We start from the raw sequence: 21860 nt of genomic DNA on the forward strand, positions 1-21860 counted from the left end.
CCCGCGCCCCGCCCCCCCCCGCCCCCCCCGGCCCCCCCGCGCGCGCCCCCCCCGCCCCCCCCCCCCCCCCCCCCCGGCTGCGGTCAGGCCTGGCCGGTGACGCGGCCGGTGAGCCGGCCGGCGGCGCGCTGGATCTGCGCGTAGTCGCCGTAGCCGGCGCCCACCACGTACCCGGTGCCCGCGCCCAGCCCGAACGTGGTCAGGCGCACGATCCGCCGGCCCTTCTTCTTCAGCCGGTGACCGGCCTCGGCGACCTCCTCGGGCACCGCCCCGACGGCGCGCTCGGCGCGCATCGCGGCCCGCAGCCCGGTCTGGCCCAGCTCGGCCCCGGCCTCGGCGACCCGGGACACCGCGGTGGTGGCCAGCTCGCCGCCGGTGAGGAGCGCCTGGCGGGCCACGACGGCGCCCTCGTCGACCGCCTGCCGCACCGCGGCGCCCGTGCCGGCCAGCAGCGGGGCGACCGCCAGCGCGCCCCGGCGGGTGGCCCCGAGCACCTGCGCGGCGGCGGCGGACGCGACCGGGCCGGCCGCCGTCGCACCACCGCGGGTGACGCCGAGGACCTGCTGGGCGGCGGTGCTCACGGCCGGGGCGACCCCGGCCGCGCCCGCGCGGGCCGCCTCGCGCGCCTGCTCGGTGGCGCTGAGCACCACCGGCGCCACCCCGGCGGCGAACTGCTGCAGCCGGGCCCGGCCGGCGACCGGGGCCGCCTTCGCCCGGCGACGGGCGCGGCGGCCGGCCTTCGCGGCCTTCGCCGCCGAGCGGCCGGCCGTGCGCGAGGCCGTGCGGGAGGCCTTGACCCGGGCCCGCCGGGCGCTGCGGGAGAGCCGGACGGTGGGCTGCCGCCGGCGGCGGACCAGCGAGAAGCCGACCGCGCCGGCGGCCAGCAGCGCCGCCGCCGCGGCGGCGATGCGGCCGGTCCCGCCGCCCGAGGTGTCCTCCGCCCGGCCGAAGTCGCGGTCGCCGGGCTGGGCCACGGGGGGCGGCGGCGTCGGCGGCAGCGCCTCCTCGTCGACCGTGGGCAGGGTCGGGGTGGGCTCGGCCGTCGTGGTGGCCGCCGGCTCGGCGCCCTCCGCCGGGAGCAGCGTGTCGGAGGTCGCCGTCGTCGCGGGGATCCCGTAGTGGCGGTAGAGCGCCTCTTCCTGGTCGGTGGTCAGCTCGCGGCTCTCGCCGTACCGGGGGGCGCCGTCGACCAGGCCGCGCTCGACGGTCACCTGCACCCGCCCGCCGTCCCCGGTGGCACCCACCAGCGGGACGACGACGGTGGCGCCGGCGTGCTCGGCGTAGAGCCACTCGGGACGGCCGGTGTCCTCGTCGGCGAGCAGGTGCGTCACCGTGCCGATCTCGTTGCCGTCGCGGTCCACGACCGGCTTGCCGATCCAGTCGATCACCTGTTCCCGTTCGGGCAGTGTCATGGCTGTCTCCCCACCTCGTGGCCGGACCCTGCTGGCCCGGCTCGGCCGCGTCCGACCGCCCCTACCCCGCGACCTCGGGCCCAACCGACCCCGTGCACGCGCCGGCGACCGGCCTGCGACGACGCTCGGCACGCGTGTCCGCGGTCGCTCGTACGGGCTGACGGGGTGCGGTGGCGAGGTTCCCCACCGTGACCGAATCGGGATGTCCGCGCGTCTTGTGACGGTGATCACGGCTCACTACGGTCCCCTCCGATGGTCACCAGATCAGGTGATCACGATCACACGGGGTGAGTAGTGGCGAGTGCCCGGAACGTCGTGCTGGCTGTCCTGACGAGTCTCCTCGTCGTCCTCTCACTGCCGCCGTCGGTGGCGGTGGCGGGGCCCAGCGCGGGACCCCCGGGCACGCTCGCGGTCTCGATCCGGACACCGCACGGGGTGCCGGCGAGCGTCCTCCTCGTCGGGAGCAGGGAGCGGTCCGTCGCCTCCAAGGCAGCGGCGGGGACGTCGAGCACCGTGACCGTCCCGACCGCCCCGGGCACGGTGCGGGTGGAGCCGCAGCCGGTCGTCTCCGCCGGACGCCTGTACGTCGGGACGGCAGCGAGGCCGACGGTCACCGTCCGGTCCGGGGTCGCGGCGACCGTGGCGGTCACCTACGCGGCGGCCGGGGTGGTGCGCGACCTCCACGTGACCGACGTCGGCCCGTCCTCGGTCGCCCTCGCCTGGACGGCGCCGGGCGGTACCACGGTCAAGGTCCGGCGCGTGCTGCTGGACGGGACGAGCGCGCCGAACGAGGGTCAGGGGACGCTGCTGGTCACGAGGGGGGCGACGGCGGTCGACGAAGGTCTGGAACCCGGTCGCCAGTACGCCTACTCGCTGACCGAGCGCGTCGCCCAGGGCTGGACACCTCCCGTCACCGTCGTCGTGGGCACCCCGTCCGGGGCGGCGGACGACGCCACCTTCGTCGCCTCCCCGGGGACCCTCCTGGCGACCGCCCAGGACGTCGTGAGCGCCGCCACCACCGGTGACGGGGTGACGGTGGTCCTGGCCGACCAGGTGACGACGCCGGCCCCCGGGACGGCCGTGGTCCTCCCCGTCTCCGACGTGCTGCCGGGAGGCTTCCTCGGGACGGTGCAGGAGGTGGGGACCGACGGGCGGCGGCTGCGGCTCGCCGCGGGCGGACTCGCGGACGCCTTCGACTACTACGCGCTGGACGTCCCGGACATCGCCGGTGGGGGCGACGACGGCGGTGGCGTCGCCGCTGCCGCGGCCGCGCCGTCCTCCGGCCAGTCCGGCGGGCAGCCGCCGTCGAGGGAGCAGCGGGAGGAGGCGGCAGCCCGGGCCGCCCCGGCCGCCGGGGCGCAGATCGCTGCAGGGGCGGCGGTCGCAGCAGTCGGCGTGGACTGCGACGACGCGAGCGAAGCCTCCGTCGAGTTCTCTCCCTCCGTCTCGCTCGGCGGTCGGTTCTCGGCGCACGTGGACAAGTACCGCGTCCTCGGGGTCGACGTCCCCACCGGAGCCAGCCTCGACATGGAGCTGTACGCCGACGTCACCGCCGCCGTGGCGGTGGCGACGAGCCGGACGGTGACCTGCGGCCTCGACCTCCCCGACTACAAGAGGAGCCTGTCCGCGTACCCCGTGCCGCTGGCCTTCGTCTTCACGCCCACCGTGGAGATCACCGTGACCGGCGAGGTCAGGATCCGGGACATCGGCGTGAGCGCGCGTGCCGGCTTCCGCGTCGCCGGGCACTTCGGCGCGACGTCGGGCTCGTCGTTCACCGGGAGCCCGGTCCACCACGCGACTCCGCTGACCCCCGTCGCGGAGGCCAACGGGGAGGTCCGGCTCCAGCTCGGTGGCGACGTCCTCGTCGGGCCCGGCGCCGCGAGCGAGGGCGCCGGTGTCGTCGCCGGGGTGGGCGGGGAGCTCAAGCCCCTGGACGCCTCCTTCCGTCCGGAGTTCTCGGTGGGTCACGGCCGGTTCAACGCGTGCGTGGAGGCGAGTGCCGCCCTCACTCTCGGCGTGCACGTCACGGCGAAGGCGTGGCTCGGGTCGTGGAGTGCGTCGCGCACGGTCTCCCCCGAGGCACTGCAGAGGACCTTCCAGTACCCCGGCTCGCCGTGGCACCTGCCGAGCGGCTGCGACGAGGCGCCGGCGGTCGACCCGGGGACGACACTGCTCGGCCCGGGAGTGACGAAGGTCGGTGACTCGGTCGGAGGCAGCGCCGACCAGTGGGGGCACGTCGAGGGCTTCGTGCCGGGGCAGAAGACCTGGGTGTTGAGCACCGGCGTGATGGCGCACGCCGTCGGAGCACCCGGGGACTTCGCCAGCACGGGCCTCGGCGCGCCGGGTGACGAGATGCTCAGCGCCATGTCCGGCCGTCCGACCTACGACGCCGCGTACTACCAGGTGACCCTCGTCCCGACCGGGGACACCCTCCACGTGCGGTACGTCTTCGCCAGCGAGGAGTACCCCGAGTACGTGGGCAGCCCGTTCAACGACGTGATGGGTGTCTTCGTCGACGGCGTCAACTGTGCGACCGTTCCCGGCACGTCCACCCCCGTGTCGGTGAACACCGTCAACCCGTGGTCCCACGCGGACCACTACGTCGACAACCAGAACGGCGCTGCCGGCTATGCCACCAGCATGGACGGCCTGACGGTCCCCCTGACCTGCTCCGTCCCCGTGACACCCGGGCAGCCGGTGACGGTGCGCATCGCCGCGGCGGACAGCAGCGACAGCATCCTCGACAGCGCTGTGGCTCTCGTGGACGGCGGGATCTGGACCGACTGACGGTGTGCGCCGGCGCCGCGTCCTCCCGGCGGGGACGCGGCGCCGGCGCACACGCTCAACGGGACCGGCGCCCGACGATCGACGAGACCAGCAGCAGCTTGACCAGCCAGTCACCGGCGTGGATCGCCGCCTGCTGCCAGGGCACCCTCTCGTGCACCACCGACCCGGTCAGCAGCACCACCGGGAAGGCGGCCCACAGGCCGGCGCCCAGCACCAGCGCCTGCCGCGGGCCGCGCACCGGGAGCCGGTCGGCGAGCGCCGAGACGGCGGTGGCGACGACGCCGCTGCGGACCAGCTCCACCGGTGCGACGACCGCCGGCGACGGGCCCGGCCCGGCGTAGGCCTCGTCGAGGCGGGCCAGCCGCTCACCGAAGGCGGTGTACCAGGCGGAGCTCGCGGCGAACGACGCGCCGGCCGCGGCGGCGACGCGGGCGGCGCTCACCACGCGCGCCGGCCGTCGGGCCGCGCGCCGGGCACGGGGCCCTGCCGCGGGGTGGTGCGGAGCTCGTCCACGTCTGCCTCCTCGGATCGGCGTCGACGGGGAGACCGGCCGCGTACGGCGGAGTCATCGGTCCGGCGCGCCGAGTCCCGCGCCGTCCTCAGGAGCGCATCGCCTCGCGGACCTCGCGCAGCGAGGGGTTGGTCAGGTACCGCCCGCGGACGACGACGGTGGGGGAGACCTCCCAGCCCTGCGGGTGCCGGGACCGGACCTCCGCGGCCGCCTCCGGGTCGTCGGCGAAGCGGACGGAGCGGTGCGGCAGCCGGGTCAGGCGCATCTTCGCCCGCAGCTTCGTCGAGTACGGGCACCCCGGCTTGTGGTAGACGACGACGGGCTCGTCGGTCATGGCCCCTCCCGCTGTGGCGACGTCGACCCCCGCTGGGGGAACGGTGGCAGCCGCGCTCCCCGCCGGACAAGGCGTGTCGTCACCGATGAGTCCCGGCCGTCCCCGCGGTCGGAGGCAGCATGGACTCCCTCGACGCCACGTTCACCGCGCCCCTGGAGAAGGACGGCGCGTTCCCGACCTTCGTCACCGTGCCCGGCTCGGCCGAGCTGTTCGGCACCCGCAAGGCGGTGAAGGTGGCCGGCACGGTGGACGGGCACTCCTTCTCCGCCACCTGCATGCCCTCGGGGCAGGGGCCGCACTGGCTGCCCCTGCGCAAGGCCGTCTGCGCCGCGATCGGCAAGGACGCCGCGGGCCAGGAGGTCACCGTCCACCTGCAGCAGCGCCTCTCCTGAGCGCTCGTGCTCTGCCCACACCGGCGGGGCAGAGCACTAGCGGGCGGGGGATCCCGTCCCGAGGGCGAGCTCCCGGGCGCCGGCGTCGGCCATCAGCACCTCGGGCAGCCCGGCCAGCGCCGCCCGCATCGCGTCGGCGCCGCCGAACTGGAAGCCGAGCTGGGTCGCGTAGCAGCCGCAGGCGTCGGCGCGCCGGCCGAGGTCCTGCGGCAGCTCGAGCGCGGCCAGCCCGGCGGGCACGTCGGGACCCGGGACGGCGGCGGGGTCGCGCAGCACGTAGGGCGCGTCCCGCCACCAGAGCACCGGCCGGCCGGTGCCGGCGACCGCGCGCAGCACCTGCAGGTGGTCGACGTGCCCGCCCAGCGCCTGCGGGGCCAGCCACAGGTCGCCCGGCAGGCCGGTCAGCGCCGCCCGCACGTCCTCCCAGACGTCGTCGTCCTCGTGCGCGCCGGCGAACAGCTCCGCGGCGCTCCCGTACCCCCGGTGCGGCGCCTCGGGCAGGTCCAGGTGCAGCGGCGTCGCGCCGAGCACGGCCATCGCGGCGGCGTCCTCCTCCCGCCGCAGGGCCATGTAGTCGACGTCGGCCGGCAGCCCCTTGTCCAGTTGGCAGGCCAGCGCGAACCCCTCCGGGTCGGGCACGCTGCGGGTGAAGCAGGTGACCACGGTGACCGCGTGCCCGGCGTCGGCCAGCGCGGCCAGCGTCCCGCCCACGGAGAACGCCGCGTCGTCGAGGTGCGGGCTGACGGCGGTGACGTTCACAGCAGGTGCGCCGCGGAGCGGAACCGGCACGAGAGGTCCACCTCCGGCGGCACCGTCCAGTCCGCCGACGGGGGCGTCCCCGCCACCGAGCGGTAGACGTCGTCGATCGAGGCGGCCAGCACCGGCCACGAGTAGAGCCGGCGCACCTCCTCGAGCGCCGTCGTCGCCAGCCGCTCCCGCAGCGCGGCGTCGGCCAGCAGCCGGTCGAGCGCCGCGCGCAGCCCGGCGACGTCGCCCGGGGTGTGCAGCAGGCCGTTCTCCCCGTCGCGCAGGCAGTCGACGACGCCGACCGAGTCGGTGCTCACCGTGGGCAGCCCGCTGGCCATCGCCTCGAGCAGCGTGTTGGAGAACCCCTCGCTGTAGGTGGGGCTGACGAAGACGTCGGCGCGGCGGTACACCGCGGGCGCCTCGTCGGGTGGGACGTAGCCGAGGAACGTCGTCCGCCCGTCGGCGCGGGCCCTCGCCTCGTCGAGGTCGGGGCCGATGCCGGAGACCACCAGCCGCACCCCGCCGGGCAGCGCCTCGAGCAGGTCCAGCACGCCCTTGCGGCGGTCGACGCGGCCGTGGAACAGCAGCACCGGCGGGTCCTGCAGCGAGCCGAGCGGCCGCTCGGCCGGGGAGAACCGTCGGGTGTCGGTGGCGCCCGGGACGATCGTGAACCGGGCCGGGTCCGAGCCCAGGTTGCCGACCACCTCGTCGCGGAAGCTGGCGCTGCCGATGAGCACGGCGTTCGAGGCGTCGACGACGGCGCGCATCGCGTGCGCGTGGGTGGTGCAGCAGGTGCCCACCCAGTGCCCGTCGCCGCCCTGGATGCTCACCACCGCCGGCAGCCCGGTCTCCCGCGCGGCGGCGAGCACCGCCAGGCCCGGCGGGTAGCCGTACTGGGCGTGCAGCACGTCGAACGGGCGCTGCGCGTGCAGCTCGAGCACCGTGCGGACGATCTCCGCGACGTCGCCCTCCCAGTCGGCGGGGACGACGGTCTCGCCGCGGCTGGGCAGCGCGCGCACCTCGACGCCCGCGGGCACGCGGCCGGGCGGGGGCGGGCCGCCGCCGTAGACGCGGGTGCCGGCCTCGTCGTCGCGGTACTGGCTGACCAGCACCACCTCGTGGCCGAGCGCGACCAGCTCGCGCAGCAGGTTCTCCGCGTAGACGCTCATCCCGCTGACCGCGGGCCAGTAGCGGCGGCTGACGAAGCAGATCCTCACGCGGCCGCCTCCGCCCGGCGGAGGGTCTCGATCGACCGCGGCACCATCTCGTGCGCCCGGTGCCCGTCGCGGGACAGCTCCAGGGTCACCAGCCGGCCGAACGACGCCTCGCGCAGCGCCCGCAGCACCGCCGGCAGGTCGACGTCGCCCTCGTCGAGCGGCAGGTGGTCGTGCACGCCGCGGCGCATCCCCTCGACGGCGACCGTGCCCAGGTGCGGCGCGAACCGGGTCACCGCCTCCTCCGGCGCGTACGCCCCGGCGACGACGCAGTGCCCGGTGTCCAGCGCCAGCGCGATCCCCGGCGCCTCGGCGGCCAGCCGGGCCCAGCCGTCGCAGTCCTCGACCAGCATCCCGGGCTCCGGCTCGACGGCGAGGGCGTAGGAGCGCCCGCCGTGGCTGTCGACCAGCGCCCGCACGCCGTCGACCAGCCAGCCCCAGGCGGCGTCGCGGTCCACGCCCGGCCGCGGCACGCCGGCCCAGAAGCTCACCGCCTCCGCCCCGAGCACGCCGGCGAGGTCGCAGGCCAGCCGCAGGTAGGCCAGCCGCCGCGCGCGGCCCTCCGCGGAGGCGGTGACCAGCGTCGGCTCGTGCTTGACCCGCGGGTCGAGCAGGAACCGGGCGCCGGTCTCCACCACCACGCCCAGGCCCAGCTCGTCGCACCGCGCCCGCACCCGCTCGGCCTGGGAGAACGCGTCGTCGGCGAACGGGTCGAGGTGGACGACGTCGAGGGTGAGCGCCACCCCGGCGTAGCCGCAGTCGGCGAGGAACGGCAGCGCGTCCGACAGCCGGTGCGAGGTCAGCCCGTTGGTGTTGTAGGCGTACCGGAGGGCCGTCACCTCTCGAGGACCTCCGCGACCACGTGCCGGCCCGGCTCGCGGTACAGGGCGTACAGCGCACCGACCCGCCGGTCGGCGCCGGCCCGGTCGAACCAGGCCGGCCCGCCCAGGCGCTCCTCGGCCTCGGCGGTCAGGTGCACCCGCGCCCAACCGCCCGGGTCGCCGCCCACGACCGCCAGGCCCTCGTCGTGCTCGATCAGCCGGCGCACGCCGCGCTCGCCGATCCGGCCGTAGGACATCGTCTCCACCTCCAGGCCGGTCACCAGCACCTTCGCCGCGACCGCGTCGCCCTCGGAGGGCTGCAGCTCGACCAGCACGTCGTGCCCGGCGGCCTGCACCGCGCCGGTGACGTGCGCGTGCAGGTCCTCCCCGGACCAGGTGGGCAGGTCGGCCAGCGCCACGGTGGACCGGCGGGAGAGCACGGTGTCCTGCAGCAGGTCGACCAGCGCGGCGGTGCCCATCCGGGTCCAGTCGAGCATCGCCTGCAGCGCGCGGTCCTCCTCGACCAGCCGTTCCGGGGGGTGCCCGGTGCGCCAGTGCTCCAGGTAGCCCGGCGGCGTCGCGGGCAGCACGACGTCGAAGGGCCCGTGCATGAACGCCTTGCGGCTGCGGGCCGAGGCGAACTCGTGCAGCGCCTTGCGGACGGCGGTGTCCCGGTCGGGGTGGGCCGCCTCGCCGCACGCCGTCGCCATGACCGGCACCGGCTCCGACCCGTCCCGCGAGCAGCCGACGGCGTAGACGTCGACGACGCCGAAGTCCGTCGCGGCGAGCTTCACGACGACGTCGATGCCCGCGGCGTCGAGCCGGCCGAGCAGCGCCAGCGCGTCGGGGTCGGTGAGCCCGGCCAGGTCGACGACGACGCCGCGGTCCATCGCCCGGAACGCCGTCGCGTTGCCGTCGCGCTGCAGCACCTCCAGCAGCGCGTGGGTGACCGCCCGGTCGGCGTCGAACGCCGCGCCCTGCCCGTTGGTGACGACCGTGGTCAGCCAGCCGCCGGGCGGCGGGGCGCCGGGCAGGTCGTCGGGCGCCGAGGCGACCAGCTCCGCGGGCACGAGCACCGTCTCGCCGTCGCGCAGGCGGGTCATCGGCAGCCACTGCAGCGGCCGGTCGTCGTCGTAGGGGCTGCCCGCCTCCAGGCACAGCGTGCGCGGGTCGGCGACGCGGTCGCGGCCGTGGCGGCGGGTCACCTCCGCGTACGAGCCCTCCTCCCGCTGCACCCCCTGGTGCGCCCGCAGCGACAGCGCCATCTCGGCCATCTCGCCCATCGCGCCGGTGCGGGCCTCCTCGCGGGTGGCGCCGTACCCGAGCCCGCTGCCGCCCGGGTGCCGCTCCGACGGCGGCAGCACGGCCGAGTGCAGCGGCACGTCGAGGACGTCGATGCCCTCGATCGCGAAGTCCTCGACCGGGGTGGGGAAGGAGTCGCGGTACCGCTGCGACGGCGTGACCTCCGTCGTCGTCACAGCTCCTCCAGCGGCACGGGCGCGGCGTCCGGCGGTCCGGACAGCAGCCGCTGCACCAGGTGGACAACGGTGTCGGTGGTGATGCCCGGGACCATCTCGAACGGCGTCGCGACGACCTCGAAGTCGAGCTCGGCGACGACGGCGAGCATCTCCCGCAGCTCCCCGTGCGACAGCGGGATCTGCGCGTGGAACGCCTTGTGCGCGCTCAGGGCCACCGGGTCGCCGTCGGGGGACAGGTCGACCTTGAGCGAGTCGCCGCAGAACAGGATCCCGCGGCGGGCGTCGTGCAGCACCGAGTGCCCGGGGAAGTGGCCGCCGGTGCGGTGCAGGGTGAGGTCGGGAGCCAGGGTGAGGACGTCGTCGGCCGGCCAGGTGACCCGGAAGGCCTTGGTCCAGACGAGGTCGTGCACGTTGACGCACACGACCCGCGGCTCGAGCTCCTGCTGCAGCTGCCACAGCGCGCCGTAGCCGTGCACGTGCGACGACGCCAGCACCGGGAAGCCGCCCTTCTCGGCGGCCATGCGGCGCAGCTCGGCGAGCATGTCGGCGGTGTACCAGGGCGCGCACTCGAAGCCGACCAGGCCGATGTCGGTCTCGACGACCCAGCCGCGGCTGTCGAGGCCGAAGCGCGGCTCGGTGCCGAACTCGGTGACGCCCTCGACGGGGGCCGGCCGCCAGAACCCGGTGACCAGCTCGTCGGCCTGCTTGGCGGTGACGAACTCGAAGCCGTGCTCGGGCAGCGCGTTGCGCACGTCCGCGCAGACCGGGCAGACCGCCGGCCCGGGTGCCGGCCAGCGCTGCCAGTGCCCGCAGTTGGTGCAGGCGTAGGCGGGCAGGTCGGGCAGCAGGCCGCGGTAGGGGTTGGTGTCGACCTGACTGGACACGTGCCGCGCGCCGTCGTCGGCGGCGGGGTCGGTGGCCCGGTCGATGGCGCCGGGCACGTCGGGCGAGCTCACGGGGTCCCTCTCTCCAGAGCGGTGAGGAGCAGGCGGTGCAGGGCGAGGTCGCGGGCGGGGTCGTACGGCCACGCCGTCCCCGCCCGCTCCCGACCGGCGACCGCGGCGGTGAAGGCGGCGAACTGCGCCTCGAACGGCGGGGTGTCGGCGAACGGCACGTCCACCGGGTCGGGGCGGTACAGCGTCAGCGAGCCTCCCGCCGTCTGGCCCATCGTGTCGACGGCGACGGCCATGCCGCGGGTGCCGACCACCTCGAGCCGGCGGCGGGGGAGCGCGTCGGGGGTGTTGAACGCGACGTGCAGGCCCACCAGCACGCCGCCGTCGGTGGCGCCGGTGAGCAGCGCGCCGTCGTCGACCCCGTAGCCGTGCACCCGGGTCTGCAACAGCGCCGACAGGCTGGTGACGTCCTCGCCGAGCAGCGTGCCGACCAGGTCCAGCCCGTGCGGGGCGAGGTCGATCGCCGCACCGCCGCCGGCGCGCGCCGGGTCCACGCGCCAGTTGTCGTGCGGGCGGCCGTCGGGCGTCCAGTCCCCGGGCAGCCAGCAGCAGTAGACGATCCGGACGGCGGTGACCGTGCCCAGCTCGGGCACCAGTTCGCGCAGTCGTACGTGGGCGGGGTGCCAGCGCTGGTCGTAGGCGGTGCCGAGCAGCACGCCGGCCCGCGCGCAGGCGTCGACCAGCGCCTGGGCGTCGTCGACGTCGGCGGCCAGGGGCTTCTCGCACAGCACCGCCGTCCCGGCCGCGGCGGCCGCCTCCACCAGCGGCCGGTGCCCGGCGTTCGGGACGGCGACGTAGACCGCGTCCAGGCCGGGGGTGGCGAGGAACTCCGCGAGGTCGGTGCTCCGCCGGGCGCCCTCCACCGGCATCCGGTCCAGCGCGGCGGGGTCGAGGTCGTGCAGCGCCACCACGCGGGCGGCGTCGACGGCGAGCAGGCCGGGCAGCGCGTGGTCGCGGGCCACCCAGCCGCACCCGGCGATGCCCCAGCCGACGGTGCTTCCCGTTCTCACCAGGCCTCCGGGAGGTCGACGAGCAGCCGGCGGCGGGCGGCGTCGGCCGGCAGTGGGTCGGGCCAGCGCGGCGGCAGGTAGGACGAGCGCGGCCCGTACTCGGCGGCGTAGCGCTCGTTCGGCCAGGTGAGCACGCCGTCGCGGTAGAGCGGGTTGGCGACCAGCGGCGGCAGCGGCGCGCCGAGGTCCACCGGGGCAGGGCCGAGCGGGTCGCCGGCCACCAGTGCCACCGCCTCGCTGGCGTGCAGGTCCGCGGCCGCCGCCGGCCGCGGCGGGCGGCCCTCGAGCAGCGAGCGGGTGAGCTCGTCGTCGTCGTAGAGCAGGTCGGTGCCGAGGACCTCGGCGTACCCCTCGGGCGTCAGCGGCTGCCCGTGCGGGTCGGCCACGTGCGCGTGCCCGACGACGACGGTGCCGCCGTCCCCGGCCAACGCGCGCATCGCCGCGGCGGCCGCGGGCTTGTCGCGCAGGAAGTAGAAGGCGTCGTGGCAGGCGACGTACGCCGGGGAGCCGACGTCGAGCGGCGGGGTGGCGGTGAGGTCGGCGCACACGTAGCGCGCCGACGGGCACACGAACCGCCGGGCCAGCCACAGCTTGGCCCACACGACGTCGACGCCGAGCAGGTCGCCCACCCCCCGCCGCGACAGCTCGCGCAGGTGCGCACCCACCCCGCAGGCGACGTCGACCACCGGCCGCCGCCCCGGCCAGTGCGCCTGCAGCAGCGCCAGGCCGGCCAGGTGGGTGGGGTCCGACCAGCGGTGGGCGAAGTAGTCGGCCACCCGGCCCATGCCGAGCAGGTCCATCGCCTCGCGCAGCGTGCGGGCCGCGGGGACCCGGGCCAGCTGGTCCGGCGGGGGCGGCGGCTCGGTCCACCAGTCGTCGGCGTCGGCGAGCAGCAGCACCCGCGCCCGGTCGGTCTCCCCGGCGGCCAGCAGCCCGGCGACCTCCGCGCGCAGGTCGTCACGGCCGGCCCGGAGGTAGGGGATCCCGTCGACGACGGGCACGCCGACCGAGAGCGTCACAGCCCCGCCGCCGCCAGGACGTCGAGGTGGTAGGCCTGCACCGGGCCGGCGTGCACCAGCTCCAGGTCGTCGAGCGCCTGCGACGCGGTGAACGCCGCCGCCCGCGCGTGGTGGTGCACCTGCAGCACCCGGTCGAGGACGTCGGCGGCGTGGAAGGCCCGCGCCTCGGGCACCTCGGCGCCGGCCCGCAGCGCCAGCACCTCGCGCACCTGCCCGGCCACCCCGGGCGGCAGCGCGGCGAGCTCCCGCTCCTCCAGCGTGCCGATCACCCGCTCCAGCGCGTCGCCGAGCAGCACCTCCCCGGCGAACCCGGCGTCGGGCAGGACGACGTTGTGCAGGTGGTGGGCCAGACCCAGCAGGAACGGGGTCACCGGGTCGGCGCCGACCACCGGGGCGACGAGCGTGCCGTAGACGGCGACGGTGAGGCAGTGGTCGCCGTGGCTCTCCGGGGGCTCGACGACGATCCGCGGCCGGCCCGGGGCGGTCGCGCCGGCCCGGGGTTGGGCGTTGAGCGCGCCGGCCAGCGGCGGGGGCGGGCCGGGGGAGCCGAGCGGGCCCAGCGCCGCGCGCAGCCGCTCGCGCAGCACGCTGTCGAGCGGGGCGGAGACCTCGTCGAAGCCGCGCCGCAGCACGGTGAGCGCCTCGTCGTCGGCCAGCCCGGCGGCGGCCAGGACGGCGGCGTCGACGCCGGCGAGCCGCGCCCGGGCGACGGCGGCCGCGGTCTCGGAGAAGGCGACGGTCTCGACGTCCTCGCCGGAGACCAGGCGCGCCCAGGCGCGGGCGAAGGCCTGCTCGGCCAGCGAGCCGGGCGTGCCGGCGACCCGGACGCGCTTGGCGTCGCCGATCTCGGCCAGCAGGGGCCGGAGGCCGGCCAGTGCGGTCAGCGTGCCCGGGGTGTCGAGGGCGGTCACCGGGCGCCGGCGCCGGCGGCCAGCCAGTCGAGCAGCGCGGTCTCCTGACGGTGGAACGCGTGCTCCGGGACGCCGCCGTCGGCGGTCATCGGCGCCTTGAAGAACCAGCCGAGCTGCCGCTGCACGCCGCCCTCGCCGCGCTGCTGCGCGAGGTCGGTCAGCCGGGCCAGCTCGATGGCCAGCGGGGCGGCGAGGATCGAGTCGCGGCACTGGAAGTCGACCTTGACCTGCATCCGCTGCCCGAGGAAGCCGACCAGGTCGATGGCGTCCCAGGCCTCCTTCTGGTCGCCGCGCGGCCGGTAGTAGTCGATGCGGACGACGTGGTCCTCGACCGGGTAGCCCAGGATCGAGTCCAGGACGCTGCCCTTGGTCTGCAGCTTGCTGTTGAGCGAGTCGGGGTCGTCGAGGGCCAGGCCGTCGCGGTTGCCGAGGATGTTGGTGGAGTACCAGCCCTCGACGGTCAGCGACCGGGCGCGGAAGGCCGGGGCGAGCACCGTCTTCATCATCGTCTGGCCGGTCTTGCCGTCCTTGCCGGCGACCGGGACGCCACGCGCCTGCGCCAGCTCCACCAGCGCGGGGACGTCGGCGGCCAGCGACGGCGTGAAGTTGACGTAGCCGACGCCCTCGGCGATGGCGGCGTAGGCGTAGACCATCGCCGGGGTGATGGCGCGGTCGTCGGCGTCGAGACCGGCCTCGAACGCCCCGGCCGACTGCAGCGCCGGGGCGGCCGGGTCGGGCCAGCGCTCGGTGGAGGCGAGGTTGACCAGCACCAGGCCGTCGAGGGCCTCCTCCTCGCGGAAGCGGCGCAGGTCGGCGCGGACGGCGTCCACCTGGGCGCGGCGGGTCTCGGCCAGCACCACGTTGCCGCCGGTCACGTTGCGGCAGAAGTCGGCATCGCCGGCCGCCGGCCAGGGCGTCAGCGCCGACAGCGCCGGGCCGGCCTCCTCCAGCTGCCGGGAGTCGAGGACACCGTGCTGCTCGGCGGCCTTGCGCAGGTCGGAGCCGTCGAGGTCCCAGCCGCGGACCACCAGCGCCTCGTAGCCGACCAGGCCGGTCGTCTCCTCGACCGGGCCGCCGGCCACCTCCAGGCCCGCGAGCGGCAGCCCGTCCGGGGCCGCGGCCCCGATCCGCAGCAGCTCCAGCCCCGCGACGGCGGTCGTCGCGACCGCACCTCCGAGTCCGACCACAGCGACGCCGACGCGACGGGACCCTTGTGACACCACGACCTCCGCGTTCTCCGGGTGGACGTCCTCCACCTGGGACCGACCCTGGCACAGCGGTTGTGCACCCGCTGGGCGAGAGCGAGATTCTCCTGCACAACCCGGTCGTGCACCGCCCGTCCCTGGACGGGGCGGCCAGGATGGGGGTCCAGCCGCCCAGCCGGAGGTGCCCCCGTGACCGTGCCGTACGCCCAGCAGCCGCCCGCGCCGATGGTGGTGCCGCGCTTCACCGTCCACCAGCGCATCACCGTGATGGTCAACCGCTACGAGGTGCGCGCCGTGCAGCCCGACGGCAGCGAGGGCGGGCTGCTGGCGCTGGCCCAGCAGAAGCGGATGAAGCTGAAGGAGGAGGTGGTCTTCACCGCGGACGAGGCCCGCACCCGTCCGGTCTTCTCCTTCCGCGCCCGCCAGCGGCTCGACGTGCACGCCCAGCACGACGTCTTCGACGAGGGCGGCCGCGTCCTCGGCACCTTCAGCAAGCGGTTCGGCGCGAGCCTGCTGCGCTCGACCTGGACGCTGTCGGCCCCCGGCCTGGAGGCCGTCGGCCGGGAGCGCCGGCCGTTCCTCGCGATCCTGCGGCGGGTGTGGGAGTTCATCCCCTTCCTCGGCGACGTGTGGGTGCCCTTCGTCTTCCACTTCGACTTCGTCGACGCCGCCACCGGCGCCCCGGTCCTGGTCGTCGAGCGGCGCAAGTCCATCCGCGACCGCTACGACGTGCACGTCCCCGACCCGCGGCTGGACTTCCGGGTCGCCGCCTCGATGGCCGTCGCCCTGGATGCGCTGCAGAGCCGGTGACCGGCTCGACCGACGCCTCCGCCGGCTTCGCCGACGACTTCGAGGGGGACGACCTCGACCGCGACGTCTGGGTGCCGCACTACCTGCCGCAGTGGAGCTCCCGGGCGGCGACGGCGGCCCGCTACGAGGTCCGCGACTCCTGCCTGCGGCTGTACCTGCCCGACGACGCACCGCTGTGGTGCCCCGGCGACCACCCGCCGCTGCGCGTCTCGGGCATCCAGTCCGGCGTCTTCTCCGGGCCGGTGGGCAGCACGGTCGGGCAGCAGCCGGTGCGGCCGGGCGCCGTCGTCCGGGAGGAGCAGCCCGCGCACTGGGGCTGGACGCCGCACCACGGCGTGCTGGAGATGCGTGCCCGCGCCACGGTGACGCCCCGGTCGATGGTGGCCTGGTGGCTGGTCGGCCTCGAGGAGTCCCCGGAGCGCTCCGGGGAGCTCTGCGTCATGGAGGTGTTCGGTGACGCCGTCGACCCGGTGGCCGGCGCCGCGGTGGGCATGGGGGTGCACCCGTTCCGCGACCCGCGGCTGGCCGAGGACTTCGCCGCGCCGCGGCCCGGGATCGACGTCGCCGACTGGCACGTCTACGCCGTCGACTGGCGGCCCGACGGCGCGGTGTTCTCCGTGGACGGCCGGCCGGTGCGGGAGGTGGCGGTGACCCCCGACTACCCGGTGCAGGCGATGCTCGCCGTCTTCGACTTCCCGGAGAGGGCGGTGCCGGGGGAGCCCTACGCCGTCCCGGAGCTCGTCGTCGACTGGATCCGCGGCAGGTGAGCCCGCGTCGGGATCAGTCCGGCAGCGGGAAGACCAGCAGCGAGCTCGACGCCGTCGCCACCACCCGGCCGGCGGCGTCGAGGACCTGCCCCTCGGCGAAGGCCACCCGCCGTCCCGGCTTGACCACCGTCCCGACCGCGGTCAGCGGGCCGCTGTCCCGCGTCACCGCCCGCTGGTAGGTCACCTTGATCTCGATCGAGGTGTACCCGACGCCCCGGGGCAGGGTGGTGTGCACCGCGCAGCCGGTGACGGAGTCCAGCAGCGTGCAGACCAGCCCGCCGTGCACGACGCCGATGGGGTTGTAGACCGACTCGTCCACCGCGCAGCTGAACTCGACCTGGCCCTCCTCGACGGCGACGACGTCCATCTGCACCAGCTCGGAGATCGGCGGGGGCGGCAGCACGCCGTCGCGCACGGCCTCCATCGTCTCCAGGCCCGACCGCTCCCGGCCGCCGGCGGCGGTGAGCATGGGGTCGTACCAGGTGACGGTGCGGGACCGCGGCTCGCCCCAGGAGGCGGGGACGGGGTCGGCGAGCGGGTCGGCCACCGGGTCGGTCTCAGTGCTCATGCCGCTGGTCCTCCGGCACCCCGGCCAGCGCCCGGCCAGCGGGGGTGAGCACCCGCTCCACCCGGGACCGGTTCACCGGCTCCCCGCACGTGCGGCACACCCACTCGGCGTCGACCTGGTGCTCCTCGTGACCCTCCGGGGCGTGCTGGAGGCGCACCGGCGGCTCCTCGGCCGCCCAGCGGTCGCCCCACTGCAGCAGCGCCTGCAGCACCGGCAGCAGGTCCCGGCCGGACTCGGTGAGGTGGTACCCCGAGCGGGGCGGCGCCTGGCTGTACTGCCGGCGCTCGAGCACGCCGGCGGCGACCAGCGCGTTGAGGCGCGCGGTCAGCCGGTCCCGGGGGGCGCCGGTGCCGCGGGCGATGTCGCTGAAGCGGTGGTTGCCCAGCGACACCTCCCGCACGACCAGCAGGGACCAGCGCTCACCGACCAGCTCCAGGGCGGCGGCGATCGTGCAGGGGCGGCCGGGCAGGCCGGCGAGGTCGTACGGAGCGGTGCTCACCCGAGTGAGTTTGCCCGTCGAACCGACGGAGCGCCACCGCTGCGGGCCTGGCCCCGGCCGGAGACGGCGACGGGCGGGGACCCCCGCAGGGATCCCCGCCCGACGGCGGTGCAGGTGCCGGGGCCGGTCAGCTCTTCGGACGGGCGCCGGCGCGCAGGGCGCCGAGCAGGTCGTGGTTGAGCCGGGAGATGTTCTCCATCGAGATGCCCTTCGGGCAGCTCGCCGAGCACTCGCCGATGTTGGTGCAGCCGCCGAAGCCCTCGAGGTCCTGCTGGTGGACCATGTTGACCACGCGGTCGTTGCGCTCGGGCTGGCCCTGCGGCATCAGTCCCAGGTGCGTGACCTTCGAGGCGGTGAACAGCATCGAGGAGGCGTTCGGGCAGGCCGCCACGCAGGCGCCGCAGCCGATGCAGGTGGCGGCGTCGAAGGCGGCGTCGGAGTCCTTCTTGGCCACCAGGATCGAGTGCGCCTCGGGCGCGGTGCCGGTCGGGGCGCTGATGTAGCCGCCCGACTGGATGATCCGGTCCAGCGCCGACCGGTCGACGGCGAGGTCCTTGATGACCGGGAACGCCGTCGCCCGCCACGGCTCGATGTCGATCGTGTCGCCGTCCTTGAACGACCGCATGTGCAGCTGGCACGTGGTCGTCTGCGGGTGGTTGTCGAACAGGCCGTTGCCGTGGGCGCGGCCGTTGATCATGACGCCGCACGAGCCGCAGATGCCCTCGCGGCAGTCGTGGTCGAAGGAGACCGGGTCCTCACCGTTGAGGATGAGCTGCTCGTTGAGGACGTCGAGCATCTCCAGGAACGACATGTCCGGGGAGACGTCGGTGACCTCGTAGGTCACCATCTTCCCCTTCTCTGCCGCGCTCCGCTGGCGCCAGACACGCAGCTTGAGGTTCATCTACTTGTAGCTCCGCTGGGCGAGGTGGACGTACTCGAACTCGAGGGCTTCCTTGTGCAGGACGGGCGGGACGCCCTCGGGCGTCCACTCCCAGGCCGCGACGTAGGCGTAGTTGTCGTCGTCGCGCAGGGCCTCCCCGTCGGGGGTCTGGCTCTCCGCCCGGAAGTGCCCACCGCAGCTCTCGTTGCGGTGCAGGGCGTCGACGCACATGAGCTCGGCGAGCTCGATGAAGTCGGCGACGCGGCCGGCGTGCTCGAGGCTCTGGTTGAACCGCCCGGCCTCGCCGGGCACCTTGACGTTCGTCCAGAACTCCTGCCGGATCTCGGGGATCCGGTCGAGGGCCTTGCGCAGGCTCTCCTCCGAGCGCTCCATGCCGCACAGGTCGAACATCAGCCGGCCGAGCTCGCGGTGGAACGACGCGGTGGTCCGGTTGCCGTTGATCGACAGCAGCCGCTCGGTCTGCACCTGGACGCCCTCGAGCGCCTCGACGGCGGCCGGGTGGTCCGGGTCGACCGCGCCGAAGGGGCCGGAGGCCAGGTAGTCGCTGATGGTGTTGGGCAGCACGAAGTAGCCGTCGGCCAGGCCCTGCATGAGCGCGCTGGCGCCCAGCCGGTTGGCGCCGTGGTCGGAGAAGTTGGCCTCACCGATCACGAACAGGCCGGGGACCGTCGACTGCAGGTCGTAGTCGACCCACAGCCCGCCCATCGTGTAGTGGACCGCCGGGTAGATCCGCATCGGGACCTCGTAGGGGTCCTCGCCCGTGATCTGGGCGTACATGTCGAAGAGGTTGCCGTACTTGGCCTCGATGGCCGGCCGGCCCAGCCGCTGCATGGCCTCGGCGAAGTCGAGGTAGACGCCCAGGCCGTTGGGGCCGACGCCGCGGCCCTCGTCGCAGACGTTCTTGGCCTGCCGCGAGGCGATGTCGCGGGGGACCAGGTTGCCGAACGAGGGGTAGATCCGCTCGAGGTAGTAGTCGCGCTCGCCCTCGGGGATGTCCCGCGGGTCGCGGGTGTCGCCGCGCTCCTTGGGCACCCAGACCCGGCCGTCGTTGCGCAGCGACTCGCTCATCAGCGTGAGCTTCGACTGGTACTCGCCGTGCACCGGGATGCAGGTCGGGTGGATCTGCGTGTAGCAGGGGTTGGCGAACAGCGCGCCCCGCTTGTGCGCCCGCCAGATCGCCGTCGCGTTGGAGCCCTTGGCGTTCGTGGACAGGTAGAAGACGTTGCTGTACCCGCCGGTGGCCAGCACGACGGCGTCGGCGAAGTGCGTGCTGATCTCGCCGGTGACCAGGTCGCGGGCGACGATCCCGCGGGCGCGGCCGTCGACGACGACCAGGTCGAGCATCTCGGTGCGGGCGTGCTGCTCGACGGTGCCGGCCGCGATCTGCCGCTCGAGGGCCTGGTAGGCGCCGTAGAGCAGCTGCTGGCCCGTCTGCCCGCGGGCGTAGAACGTCCGCGACACCTGGGTGCCGCCGAAGGAGCGGTTGTCGAGCAGGCCGCCGTACTCGCGGGCGAAGGGCACGCCCTGCGCGACGCACTGGTCGATGATGTTGACGCTGACCTCGGCCAGCCGGTGCACGTTGTCCTCGCGGGCGCGGAAGTCGCCGCCCTTGACGGTGTCGTAGAACAGCCGGTGCACCGAGTCGCCGTCGTTGCGGTAGTTCTTGGCGGCGTTGATGCCGCCCTGCGCGGCGACGCTGTGCGCCCGGCGCGGGCTGTCCTGGTACCAGAACGACTTGACCTTGTAGCCGGCCTCGCCGAGCGTGGCGGCGGCCGAGCCGCCGGCCAGGCCGGTGCCGACGACGATCACCGTCAGCTTGCGGCGGTTGGCCGGGTTGACCAGCTTGGCCCGGAAGCGGCGCTCGCTCCAGCGCTCGCTGATCGGCACGTCGCGCGGGGCCTTGGTGTCGGCGATGGGGTCGCCGAGGGTGAACAGTTCCAGAGCCATGGTCGAGGTGCTCCTACTCGATGATGCCGACGAGGACGCTGAGCGGCGGGATGAGGAAGCCCGCGGTGAGCACCACGGCGAAGACGGTCGCGAACGCGTTGACGGTCCGCTCGCGCGTCCGGTTGCTCTGCCCCAGGGTCTGGGTCGCGCTCCAGACGCCGTGCCGGAGGTGGAAGCCCAGGGCCAGCAGCGCGACGACGTAGACCAGCGTCACGAGCGGGTTGGAGAACCCGGCGATCGCGCGGTCGTAGGGCGTGGAGTCCGGCCCCTCCGGGTTCGCGACCCCCAGCGTGAGGTCGAGGATGTGGTAGACGATGAACAGCCCGAGGATGACCCCGCCCCAGCGCATCGTGCGCGAGGCGTAGCTCTGGGCCACCGCCTTGCGGGCCACGTACTGGGTCGGGCGGGCGCGCTTGGCCTGGCGCCACAGCGAGACGGCGGCCCAGATGTGGGCGGCCACGGCGACCAGCAGGACGACGCGGATGATCCACAGGACGGTCTGCCCCGGGACGGCCGGCTCGCCGATGCGGCGGATCCACTCGGAGTACCCGTTGAAGGTCTCGGCGCCCGCGAAGAGCTTGAGGTTCCCGACCATGTGCGCGATCAGGTAGAGGACCAGGATGATGCCGCTGACGGCCATCACGGCCTTCTTCGCGACCGAGCTGGTCTTCGCTGCCCGCGGGGTCCTGCGCTGACCCGACTGCGTCACCGTCACCACGGCACCAAAGTTAGGCTCCCTAACCCCTTGACGGCCACGTGAACACACAGTGACACGGCTCATGTAAGGGAACCCTCAGCCCAGGTCAGGACGTTGAGGGGCGCCCGCCGGGCGTGACAGCGTTCCGGCACCCGAACCCGACCGGAGGAGGACGTGTGGCAGGACCGACCCGGGGCTTCCTCGGCCGCCGGCGGGAGCGCGATCCCCGCCTGCCGCCCGGCCAGTACGACGTCGGCCGCGACTGGCCGGTGCTCACCGCGGAGCCCACGCCGCGCATCACGCCGGAGACCTGGAGCGTCACCGTCGACGGCCGGGTCGAGACCCCCACGACGTGGACCTGGGACGAGGTGCACCGGCTGCCGCCCTCGGAGTACCGCGGCGACATCCACTGCGTGACGACGTGGTCGAAGTTCGACACCCGCTTCACCGGCGTCAGCGTCGACACGCTGCTGGAGGCCGCCCGGCCGACCGCCGACGCGCACTTCGTCGTGGCGACGGCCAAGACCGGCTACACCACCAACCTGCCGCTCGAGGACGTCACCGGCGGGAAGGCCTGGCTGGTGTGGCAGTTCGACGGTGCGCCGCTGCCGGTCGAGCACGGCGGCCCGGTCCGGCTGCTGGTGCCGCACCTCTACTTCTGGAAGAGCGCCAAGTGGGTCACCCGGCTGACGCTGCTGCAGCGCGACCAGCCGGGCTTCTGGGAGCAGAACGGCTACCACGACCGGGGCGACCCCTGGCGCGAGCAGCGCTACCAGGGTGACTGACGAAGGACCCCGTCCTCCTCACCCCTCGCAGGCTCGGGGCGAGCCTCGGGACGGGGCCGACGGGGAGCCTGCAGCGGGGCCGACGGATCCCC

Annotated in this window: 22 protein-coding genes; 5 read left to right on the top strand and 17 right to left on the bottom strand. The window is 75.2% G+C overall.

Annotation, left to right across the window (positions count from 1 at the left end; all coding sequences use genetic code 11):
* Window positions 1-83 precede the first annotated feature (83 nt).
* Complete coding sequence (locus tag ACI8AD_RS19170) at window positions 84-1412, bottom strand: PRC-barrel domain-containing protein (protein ID WP_456872121.1); 1329 nt, start codon at window positions 1410-1412, stop codon at window positions 84-86.
* Between the two features lie 513 nt (window positions 1413-1925).
* Between ACI8AD_RS19170 and ACI8AD_RS19175 the strand changes: the two genes are divergently transcribed.
* Window positions 1926-4199: a choice-of-anchor L domain-containing protein gene (locus ACI8AD_RS19175; protein ID WP_456872122.1), complete on the top strand. Its 2274-nt coding sequence runs from the start codon at window positions 1926-1928 to the stop codon at window positions 4197-4199.
* Between the two features lie 55 nt (window positions 4200-4254).
* Here ACI8AD_RS19175 and ACI8AD_RS19180 read toward each other — a convergent pair whose 3' ends face one another.
* Both ACI8AD_RS19180 and ACI8AD_RS19185 read right to left on the bottom strand, forming a co-directional pair.
* Window positions 4255-4641 (bottom strand): DUF1761 domain-containing protein, encoded by a 387-nt coding sequence (locus ACI8AD_RS19180; RefSeq protein WP_456872123.1) that lies wholly within the window; start codon window positions 4639-4641, stop codon window positions 4255-4257.
* A gap of 157 nt (window positions 4642-4798) precedes the next feature.
* A complete protein-coding gene (locus tag ACI8AD_RS19185) occupies window positions 4799-5044 on the bottom strand; it encodes a glutaredoxin family protein (protein WP_089404555.1) in 246 nt (81 codons plus the stop codon).
* Between the two features lie 119 nt (window positions 5045-5163).
* Here ACI8AD_RS19185 and ACI8AD_RS19190 point away from each other — a divergent pair, with 119 nt between their 5' ends.
* On the top strand, window positions 5164-5436 hold the full coding sequence (locus tag ACI8AD_RS19190) for a DUF1905 domain-containing protein (RefSeq protein WP_456872124.1): 273 nt from the start codon (window positions 5164-5166) through the stop codon (window positions 5434-5436).
* A 36-nt stretch (window positions 5437-5472) separates the two neighbouring features.
* Here ACI8AD_RS19190 and ACI8AD_RS19195 read toward each other — a convergent pair whose 3' ends face one another.
* Genes ACI8AD_RS19195 through ACI8AD_RS19235 form a run of 9 tightly spaced genes read right to left on the bottom strand, consistent with a single transcriptional unit; the run spans window position 5473 to window position 14776 of the window.
* A complete protein-coding gene (locus tag ACI8AD_RS19195) occupies window positions 5473-6225 on the bottom strand; it encodes a PIG-L deacetylase family protein (protein ID WP_456872125.1) in 753 nt (250 codons plus the stop codon).
* On the bottom strand, window positions 6192-7400 hold the full coding sequence (locus ACI8AD_RS19200; RefSeq protein ID WP_456872126.1) for a glycosyltransferase family 4 protein: 1209 nt from the start codon (window positions 7398-7400) through the stop codon (window positions 6192-6194). The genes ACI8AD_RS19195 and ACI8AD_RS19200 overlap by 34 nt, the downstream gene beginning before the upstream one ends.
* Window positions 7397-8236 (bottom strand): sugar phosphate isomerase/epimerase family protein, encoded by an 840-nt coding sequence (locus ACI8AD_RS19205; protein ID WP_456872127.1) that lies wholly within the window; start codon window positions 8234-8236, stop codon window positions 7397-7399. Before ACI8AD_RS19205 ends, ACI8AD_RS19200 begins: the two co-directional genes overlap by 4 nt.
* Window positions 8233-9696 (bottom strand): YcaO-like family protein, encoded by a 1464-nt coding sequence (locus ACI8AD_RS19210; protein ID WP_456872128.1) that lies wholly within the window; start codon window positions 9694-9696, stop codon window positions 8233-8235. The genes ACI8AD_RS19205 and ACI8AD_RS19210 overlap by 4 nt, the downstream gene beginning before the upstream one ends.
* Window positions 9693-10652 (bottom strand): MBL fold metallo-hydrolase, encoded by a 960-nt coding sequence (locus ACI8AD_RS19215; RefSeq protein WP_456872129.1) that lies wholly within the window; start codon window positions 10650-10652, stop codon window positions 9693-9695. The genes ACI8AD_RS19210 and ACI8AD_RS19215 overlap by 4 nt, the downstream gene beginning before the upstream one ends.
* Window positions 10649-11659 (bottom strand): Gfo/Idh/MocA family protein, encoded by a 1011-nt coding sequence (locus ACI8AD_RS19220; protein WP_456872130.1) that lies wholly within the window; start codon window positions 11657-11659, stop codon window positions 10649-10651. The genes ACI8AD_RS19215 and ACI8AD_RS19220 overlap by 4 nt, the downstream gene beginning before the upstream one ends.
* On the bottom strand, window positions 11656-12660 hold the full coding sequence (locus ACI8AD_RS19225) for a class I SAM-dependent methyltransferase (protein WP_456872131.1): 1005 nt from the start codon (window positions 12658-12660) through the stop codon (window positions 11656-11658). The genes ACI8AD_RS19220 and ACI8AD_RS19225 overlap by 4 nt, the downstream gene beginning before the upstream one ends.
* Before the next feature lie 14 nt (window positions 12661-12674).
* Window positions 12675-13589, bottom strand: coding sequence for a hypothetical protein (locus ACI8AD_RS19230; RefSeq protein ID WP_456872132.1), 915 nt, complete (start codon window positions 13587-13589; stop codon window positions 12675-12677).
* Window positions 13586-14776 carry an inositol-3-phosphate synthase gene (locus tag ACI8AD_RS19235; protein WP_456872133.1) on the bottom strand — a complete coding sequence of 397 codons (1191 nt, stop codon included), beginning with the start codon at window positions 14774-14776 and terminating at the stop codon, window positions 13586-13588. Before ACI8AD_RS19235 ends, ACI8AD_RS19230 begins: the two co-directional genes overlap by 4 nt.
* A gap of 207 nt (window positions 14777-14983) precedes the next feature.
* Between ACI8AD_RS19235 and ACI8AD_RS19240 the strand changes: the two genes are divergently transcribed.
* Complete coding sequence (locus ACI8AD_RS19240) at window positions 14984-15604, top strand: hypothetical protein (RefSeq protein WP_456872134.1); 621 nt, start codon at window positions 14984-14986, stop codon at window positions 15602-15604.
* Window positions 15601-16371 carry a glycoside hydrolase family 16 protein gene (locus ACI8AD_RS19245; RefSeq protein ID WP_456872135.1) on the top strand — a complete coding sequence of 257 codons (771 nt, stop codon included), beginning with the start codon at window positions 15601-15603 and terminating at the stop codon, window positions 16369-16371. The genes ACI8AD_RS19240 and ACI8AD_RS19245 overlap by 4 nt, the downstream gene beginning before the upstream one ends.
* 13 nt (window positions 16372-16384) lie before the next feature.
* Here ACI8AD_RS19245 and ACI8AD_RS19250 read toward each other — a convergent pair whose 3' ends face one another.
* The 5 genes from ACI8AD_RS19250 to ACI8AD_RS19270 form a co-directional block, all read right to left on the bottom strand.
* Entirely contained in the window at window positions 16385-16939 is a 555-nt protein-coding gene (locus ACI8AD_RS19250; RefSeq protein WP_456872136.1) for a PaaI family thioesterase, read from the bottom strand.
* The gene (locus ACI8AD_RS19255) at window positions 16929-17438 is read right to left on the bottom strand and encodes a winged helix-turn-helix transcriptional regulator (RefSeq protein ID WP_456872137.1); all 510 of its coding nucleotides are present in this window, start codon (window positions 17436-17438) and stop codon (window positions 16929-16931) included. Before ACI8AD_RS19255 ends, ACI8AD_RS19250 begins: the two co-directional genes overlap by 11 nt.
* Before the next feature lie 127 nt (window positions 17439-17565).
* Window positions 17566-18339 (bottom strand): succinate dehydrogenase/fumarate reductase iron-sulfur subunit, encoded by a 774-nt coding sequence (locus ACI8AD_RS19260; RefSeq protein ID WP_089404567.1) that lies wholly within the window; start codon window positions 18337-18339, stop codon window positions 17566-17568.
* A complete protein-coding gene (locus ACI8AD_RS19265; protein ID WP_456872138.1) occupies window positions 18340-20286 on the bottom strand; it encodes a fumarate reductase/succinate dehydrogenase flavoprotein subunit in 1947 nt (648 codons plus the stop codon).
* A 13-nt stretch (window positions 20287-20299) separates the two neighbouring features.
* Window positions 20300-20995, bottom strand: coding sequence for a succinate dehydrogenase cytochrome b subunit (locus ACI8AD_RS19270; protein ID WP_456872139.1), 696 nt, complete (start codon window positions 20993-20995; stop codon window positions 20300-20302).
* Between the two features lie 164 nt (window positions 20996-21159).
* Here ACI8AD_RS19270 and ACI8AD_RS19275 point away from each other — a divergent pair, with 164 nt between their 5' ends.
* Window positions 21160-21768, top strand: coding sequence for a sulfite oxidase-like oxidoreductase (locus ACI8AD_RS19275; RefSeq protein ID WP_456872140.1), 609 nt, complete (start codon window positions 21160-21162; stop codon window positions 21766-21768).
* Window positions 21769-21860 lie beyond the last annotated feature (92 nt).

It is taken from the genome of Geodermatophilus sp. SYSU D00766, assembly GCF_054049915.1.

Excerpts from the sequence above, each read along its gene's own strand:
- ACI8AD_RS19250 (WP_456872136.1), bottom strand. The coding sequence starts at position 16,939 with ATGAGCACTGAGACCGACCCGGTGGCCGACCCGCTCGCCGACCCCGTC.
- ACI8AD_RS19170 (WP_456872121.1), bottom strand. The coding sequence starts at position 1,412 with ATGACACTGCCCGAACGGGAACAGGTGATCGACTGGATCGGCAAGCCG.
- ACI8AD_RS19185 (WP_089404555.1), bottom strand. The coding sequence starts at position 5,044 with ATGACCGACGAGCCCGTCGTCGTCTACCACAAGCCGGGGTGCCCGTAC.
- ACI8AD_RS19265 (WP_456872138.1), bottom strand. The coding sequence starts at position 20,286 with ATGGCTCTGGAACTGTTCACCCTCGGCGACCCCATCGCCGACACCAAG.
- ACI8AD_RS19260 (WP_089404567.1), bottom strand. The coding sequence starts at position 18,339 with ATGAACCTCAAGCTGCGTGTCTGGCGCCAGCGGAGCGCGGCAGAGAAG.
- ACI8AD_RS19190 (WP_456872124.1), top strand. The coding sequence starts at position 5,164 with ATGGACTCCCTCGACGCCACGTTCACCGCGCCCCTGGAGAAGGACGGC.